Origin of the sequence: Halomonas sp. 707B3 (genome assembly GCF_024158645.1) — a bacterium.
In the GTDB taxonomy this organism is placed as follows: domain Bacteria; phylum Pseudomonadota; class Gammaproteobacteria; order Pseudomonadales; family Halomonadaceae; genus Vreelandella; species Vreelandella lionensis.
Genome location: NZ_JAMZBE010000218.1, coordinates 1 through 4311, shown reverse-complemented (window position 1 = coordinate 4311; position 4311 = coordinate 1). Strand labels below are relative to the sequence as shown.

Here is a 4311-nt window from a genome sequence, read left to right as displayed (position 1 = left end):
GCATGGCACTGTCTGGGTGAATGGCGATAATGGCTATATTGCCATGCAGGTCAGTGGGTTAGAAGTGCTTCCGGGGGCCGGTCTCACGGATTCAGGTTTGTATACAAAATAGCCATTTTGAACGGCCATCGCAATTCAACTCAGGGCTAATTAGCTGAGATATCGACGCTTTTAAGATAACTTTCGCGCTAACCCATTGAAACCTGAACAATTGGTCAACTCTCTGCGTAGTTGAACAAGGCGTTAAAAGGCTTGCGCATATCAAAAAAGCGCCCTATTTTCGTATACAAGATAGAAAATATTGTTTACATGCGAGCGCCTCAACGTGCATATACGACTGATTAACCCCAACACCACGGCAGCCATGACGGCCACCATTCGTCTCGCTGCCGAGCAACTGGCCGCCCCATCGACCACCATCAGCGCCACCCAGCCTGACGCAGGCCCTGTCTCTATCGAGAGTCACTTTGATGAAGCGGTCAGCGCGGTGGGCGTGGCCGAAGAGGTGCTGAAAGGCGAGCGCGAGGGCAATATTGATGCCTACGTAGTGGCCTGCTTTGGTGACCCCGGCTTACTGGCTGCCCGCGAGCTGACCCGCGCCCCAGTGATTGGCATTGCCGAAGCCGCCTTTCACATGGCGACCCTGATTAGCACGCGCTTCTCGATTGTGACCACGCTAGGCCGTACCGGCATTATTGCCGAGCACCTTCTTGAGCAGTACGGCTTAAGCCACCACTGCCGCCGCATTCGCGCTGCGGAAATTCCGGTGCTGGATTTAGAAGATCACCCTGACGCCGCCTTTAGCCGAATCGTGCAAGAGTGCTGCCGCGCCCGCGATGAGGATGGCATCGGCGCGATTGTGCTGGGCTGTGGCGGTATGGCGAACCTAACCCACGCCATTAGCCGCGAAGTTGGCCTGCCCATGGTGGAAGGGGTAAGTGCGGCGCTGAAGCTTGCCGAATCCCTCGTGGGACTGGGCTTACATACCAGTAAATACGGCGATTTAGATTACCCGCGCCCAAAAGCCTTTACTGGCAAGTTTGCTGATTTTTCAAATCTGACGCTGCCCCCCATACGCAGCTGAAACACGTAAAAGCAGCATAAAAACGATAACAACATAACGAATACCGCCATTAGCACGCCATGCCGCAAGCGTCTCCTGGGCAGATAACTGCCCAGGTTACCAATAACATCGATAATCTTGCGAGGACGGTAACATGAGCACTTCAACCTCTGCTCTTACCTCAGATGCAGTACCGGGAGCGGCTAGCCCCGCCACCGCCAAAGCCGTTGGGGCCGAAAGCTTAGCTCCACAAAGCACCCGCATTATGGGGCGCACCTCCTACTTTTTAGCCTGGTTCGGAGGGTGTGTCTCTATCGGCACCTTCGCCATGGGCTCAAGCGTGGTGGGCACACTCAACCTGCTGCAAGCCACCCTGGCCATCGCCATTGGCTGCTTTGTGATTGGCGTGGCGCTCGCCATTAATGGGGCTGCTGGCTACAAATACGGCATCCCATTTATGGTGCAGGCACGCAGTGCATTCGGTTTTACCGGCACGCGTATTCCCGGTTTGGTGCGCGCCGTTCCTGCCATCGTCTGGTACGGTTTTCAAAGCTAGATTGGCGCAGGTGCCCTCAACATGGTGTCGGCGACGCTGTTCGGCTTCGATAACCTGATCTTCTACTTTATTACCTTCCAGTTTTTGCAGATTGGCCTTTCGGTACTCGGCTTTCAGGGCATTAAGTGGCTGGAAAATATCGGCAGCGCCTTTATTCTCTGCTCGCTGATGTACATGTTCTACGCCACGGTGCAGCGCTACGGTGACGAGCTTTCCACCAGTCTGCTGACCATGGAAGGCTCTTGGGGGATGCCCTTCTGGAGCGCCACCATGCTGTTTTTGGGCATCTACAGCACCATGATGCTGAATGTGAGCGATTACTCCCGGGAGCATAAAAAAGGCACCGGCCAAGGGCTATTAACCACCATTTACGCGATGTCGATTCTGCCCTGCACGCTGTTTATGGGCCTAATTGGCTACATGGTGTCGCAAGCCACCGGCACCGCCGACCCCATCCAAGTGTTCGCCAACGCGGTGGATAACACGCCACTGCTGATGATCACCCTGCTGTTTATCGCCTTCGCCCAGGTGACCACCAACGTGCTGAATAACGTGGTGCCACCTACCTACGTGCTGATGGACGTGTTCAAGCTCAAATTCCCCGTCGCCACCGTCATTGTGGGTCTGCTCGCCTTCGCCACCTTCCCCTGGAAACTGGTGCAGCCGGAATCGGCCGCAGGCCTGCAGCTCTTTGTACAAACCTACTCTGCCTTCCTTGGCCCCATCTTCGCCATTCTGGTGGTGGACTACTACGTGATTCGCCGCCGCACGCTGGATATCGGCAAGCTCTACGATGAAAACGGCCCCTATCAAGGCATTAACCAAGCGGCGCTGATAGCGACAGCGGTAGGTATTGTCGCAGCGCTCTCTTTCTCGGCGGTCTCTTGGTATGCCAGCCTCATTCCTGCCGGACTGACCTACTACCTGCTGATGAAACACTGGCCCGCCTGCCAGCGATTCACTCAGTAACTCGCCTTGCCAACGCCTGCCACCCTCGCGTGGCAGGCGACCATTTCCGGATAAAGAGCCTTGCAATGAATGAACAACCCAGCCAAAGCGACCTAAACATCCAGCAGATTGATCCAACGCTCTATAACGAAGACCTCGCCCCGCTAAAGCCAGAGCACCGCACCTGGGGCGCCTTTGAGATTTTTAACGTCTGGTCCAACGATATTCAAAGCCTGTTTGGCTACACCCTGGCGGCGTCGCTGTTCCTCTCTTATGGCCTAAACGGCTGGGCCGTAATGGCCGCGATTATTCTGGCCGGGATTATCGTCATGTTTCTGGTCAACCTGACCGGCAAACCCAGCGTGAAATACGGCATTCCCTTCCCGGTCATGGTGCGCGCCAGCATGGGCGTGCGTGGTGCCAACCTGCCCGCCATGCTGCGCGCTATCGTGGGTATTTTCTGGTACGGCGTGCAGACCTACTTCGCCTCCACCGCCGTGGCCCTGCTGATCACCGCGCTGTTTGGCGTGGGCAACGGGGGTACGTTCCTCGGCCTTTCCGGGGTGGCGTGGCTCTCGTTCGTCATCGTGTGGCTGTTTCAGATCGCGATTTTTTGGCAGGGCATTGAGCGCATCAAACACTTCCTGAACTGGGCAGGCCCACTGGTCTATGTGGTAATGGTGGTGTTGATGATCGTGGTATGGGTACAAGCCGGTAGCGAGCTGCTCCCCGCCATTGGCACCATCTTCAGCGGCAACGGTGAGCAGGGTGGCCTGGGTGCGTTTCTCGCCATTGTGGGTACGATGGTCGCCTACTTCGCCGCAGTGGTGATCAACTTCGGCGACTTTACCCGGTTTGTAAAAACCGAGCGCCAGATGAAGCTGGGCAACCTGCTGGGCCTGCCCTTGAACGTGGCGTTCTTCTCGTTTATTGCGCTGATTATTACCGCAGGCACGCTGGTACTGTTTGGCGAAGCGCTAACCAACCCGGCGGATATTGTGGAACGCGTCGATTCGCTGCCACTGACCATCGTGGCTGCCCTCACCTTCTTTGCCGCTACGGTGGGTATTAACCTCGTCGCTAACTTCATTCCCCCCGCCTACGACTTAGCTAACCTGTTCCCAAGTAAAATCAGCTTCAAGATGGGCGGCTTGATTACCGCCGTGATTGCCTTTTTCGTGGGTGCGCTATGGATCTCAGTGATCAGCCAAATTGGCGTGCCGGGCTTTGTAAATGCGCTGGGCGCTATCGTCGCGCCGTTCTACGGCATCATCGTGGTGGACTACTACCTGATCAAACGCCAGCACCTCAATATGCAGGAGCTATTCTCCTCAGCCCCCGGCAGCGCTTACTACTACGTCAACGGCTGGAACACTCGCGCTCTTATCGCCTTTGGCGTGGCGGCAATGTTCTCGCTCTCTACCGTATTGGTACCGGCTTTAGCCAGCTTAGGCGGCTATGGCTGGCTGATCGGCGCGGGCTTGGGTGGGGTGTTCTATTACGGGTTGATGAAGCGGTTTAAGGCAGCGCCTGTGATGCCTGAGCAGAAAGCGGGCTAAGCTATGTAGTGATGACTCAGCAGAGATAACTCACTGCACCACATAGATAACCACTAAAAGCGCCACCGGATGAGCTCCGGTGGCGCTTCAGACTGCTGACAAAGCCCTGGCCCTTCGGCCAGGGTTTTGCTTTGATAAGCGTATCGTTTTTAGTGGTGGCCGATATGCTCAAAGACCCTTCCCCC

The 4311-nt window shown here is 56.0% G+C and carries 2 protein-coding genes and 1 pseudogene; all 3 read left to right on the top strand.

Features of this window, described 5'->3' with window-relative positions; all coding sequences use genetic code 11:
* Nucleotides 1–325: 325 nt before the first annotated feature.
* The gene (locus tag BIS10_RS17675; RefSeq protein ID WP_392567199.1) at nucleotides 326–1084 is read left to right on the top strand and encodes an aspartate/glutamate racemase family protein; all 759 of its coding nucleotides are present in this window, start codon (nucleotides 326–328) and stop codon (nucleotides 1082–1084) included.
* 133 nt (nucleotides 1085–1217) lie between these two features.
* A pseudogene (locus BIS10_RS17670) lies at nucleotides 1218–2588 on the top strand (NCS1 family transporter).
* A gap of 65 nt (nucleotides 2589–2653) precedes the next feature.
* A complete protein-coding gene (locus BIS10_RS17665; RefSeq protein WP_253507288.1) occupies nucleotides 2654–4126 on the top strand; it encodes an NCS1 family nucleobase:cation symporter-1 in 1473 nt (490 codons plus the stop codon).
* Nucleotides 4127–4311: the final 185 nt, after the last annotated feature.